General features: G+C 27.6%; 3 protein-coding genes. 1 reads left to right on the top strand and 2 read right to left on the bottom strand.

Features of this window, described 5'->3' with window-relative positions; all coding sequences use genetic code 11:
* Positions 1 to 366: 366 nt before the first annotated feature.
* Positions 367 to 537 carry a hypothetical protein gene (locus AC061C_RS15655; protein WP_478291944.1) on the bottom strand — a complete coding sequence of 57 codons (171 nt, stop codon included), beginning with the start codon at positions 535 to 537 and terminating at the stop codon, positions 367 to 369.
* Between the two features lie 168 nt (positions 538 to 705).
* Positions 706 to 897, bottom strand: a complete 192-nt coding sequence (locus tag AC061C_RS15660) for a hypothetical protein (protein WP_478291945.1) — start codon at positions 895 to 897, stop codon at positions 706 to 708.
* 279 nt (positions 898 to 1,176) lie between these two features.
* Here AC061C_RS15660 and AC061C_RS15665 point away from each other — a divergent pair, with 279 nt between their 5' ends.
* Positions 1,177 to 1,812 (top strand): XAC2610-related protein, encoded by a 636-nt coding sequence (locus AC061C_RS15665; protein WP_478291946.1) that lies wholly within the window; start codon positions 1,177 to 1,179, stop codon positions 1,810 to 1,812.
* Positions 1,813 to 1,992: the final 180 nt, after the last annotated feature.

Genomic DNA, 1,992 nt, shown 5'->3' on the forward strand with positions numbered 1-1,992 from the left:
GTCATAATATCCTATTTTAGTTATCTTTGAAAAGTACTACTTTTTCGGTTTCGCGTTACCTAAGGTTTAGTTCAACACACGCTACAAGCAATTTGGGTATTAGGCTTAATTTTAAATTGGTTTTGCATTTGGAAGATTTGGCAAATCCGAATAATGGGCTTAATTTAGTCCCAAACTGCTTGTAGCGCGGGGACGTTAGTATCTATTTAAAGATCGTTTTGTGTATAATAAGATTATCTAGCCGAATTGGAAAGGATAAGCGGGATAGTGTCCAATATTTCAATCCCTCAGCTTCACAGCACTTTTTTAAATTGCCGTACGTTTCTACTCGCTCGCCTTGAATGAATACGATTATTGATTGTCGGTTCATTTATTTTTGCTTTTTAGTAATTCTATTTCATCTTCAAGATCATATATTTTTTGTAATATTTTTTCAATTATAGGTTGCCTTATTCTATCTTGCCAAAATAACTCACTACTGTAATAACCTTTTTCAAACTCTCTTTCTTCTTCTTTTTTTGTATTTTCTATTTCCATTGTTTAAATTTTGATTTTAAGAATAATTCAATATTTTTTCTACTAAAATTTTCTTTTATTGTCCAGCTAAAATTAATTCCATCTGTTTCTACATCAATAAAGTTTATGGTATTACCTATTTTCTTAACGCATATTACTTTTTCATTATCAACTTTATAAAAATAAATACTACGCATTAAGCATAGTATTTATTCTTTCTTTGAATACTTGAAAGTTTCCAGAACTCATTTTATATTTCAGTTCTTCTAAAATATCATTGATATAAGTCACCGCTTCAATATCGTTTCCGTATTTTGAAAAAGTTAACGCTTCGTTTACTAATTCTGTAGTAGTTGCTGATGTGTTTACTGATAGTGTCATAATCATTGGGTTTTTGAGTTTGCCGTGTAAATCACTTCCTTAACTCTTGTACAAATATAAGTCGAATATCTGTAATAACAATACGTTTATTACAAGTATTTTCATTTTATTTGTAAACTTTAACATTTGAGACGGTTTTACTGGGTATCAGGAAACAAGATACTAACAAGCAATAACCTCAATTTGCCAAAGCAACTAACCGTATAGGCAAACTGCGGTTATTTAGAACGTTGTGTGAGATTTAACCAAATGAAAACCTGAAATATAAAAAGTAAAATAATGGGAGAAATTAAATTTATTAGAATATTTTTTTTACTTATTATTTTGTCAAAAACCTTTTTGAGTTTTGGACAAAAACAAAAAAACACTAAAACAAAAAGTTTAGAAATTAAATGCGATACAATTTATCCAAAACAAAACATTACTTTGAAACTCTTAACATATGAATTTGAAAGTGAAGGTTTCGATGGAGAAAAAAATACAATTTTTACTATTGAACAAAAAATTAAAAACGTAAAAAAAATAATTCTAAAAGACAATATATTTTCCAGTGCTCAAGAAATTGAATTTAAAGATTATAATAATGATAATTTTAAAGATATTTTGGTGCAAAATATCTCTGATGTAAGAAGTAATTGGACGTACAATTTATATTTGTTTGATCCAAAAACAAATAACTTCAAAAAAGTAATTGGCTTTGAAGAAATTAAAAGCCCAAGGTTTAATAAAAAATACAACATTATTGAAAACTATGTAGTTTCCGGAAGAAATTGGACATCATTTTATAAAATTGTAAAAAATAAAATTTATGATTATAATATAGAAATTGAAGATGGAGAAAATGAAAATGGAGTAAATAATTATGATAAAGAATATAAAAAAGCAATTACGAAAATATTAAAAGCAAAAATATAAACCTCACACAACAGCTAGTAAGCAATAGTCGGGAATTAGGCTTAATGGAAAAATGGTTTTGTATTTGGGAAATTAGTGATAATCCGAAAATTTGTCTTTAATTAGCCCGACCATCGCCTACTAGCGGGACGTTGTGGGCAATTTTAGAAAAACTGTGAGAAAAAACATCATTTTAATATC

It is taken from the genome of Flavobacterium sp. GNP010 (assembly GCF_056428945.1).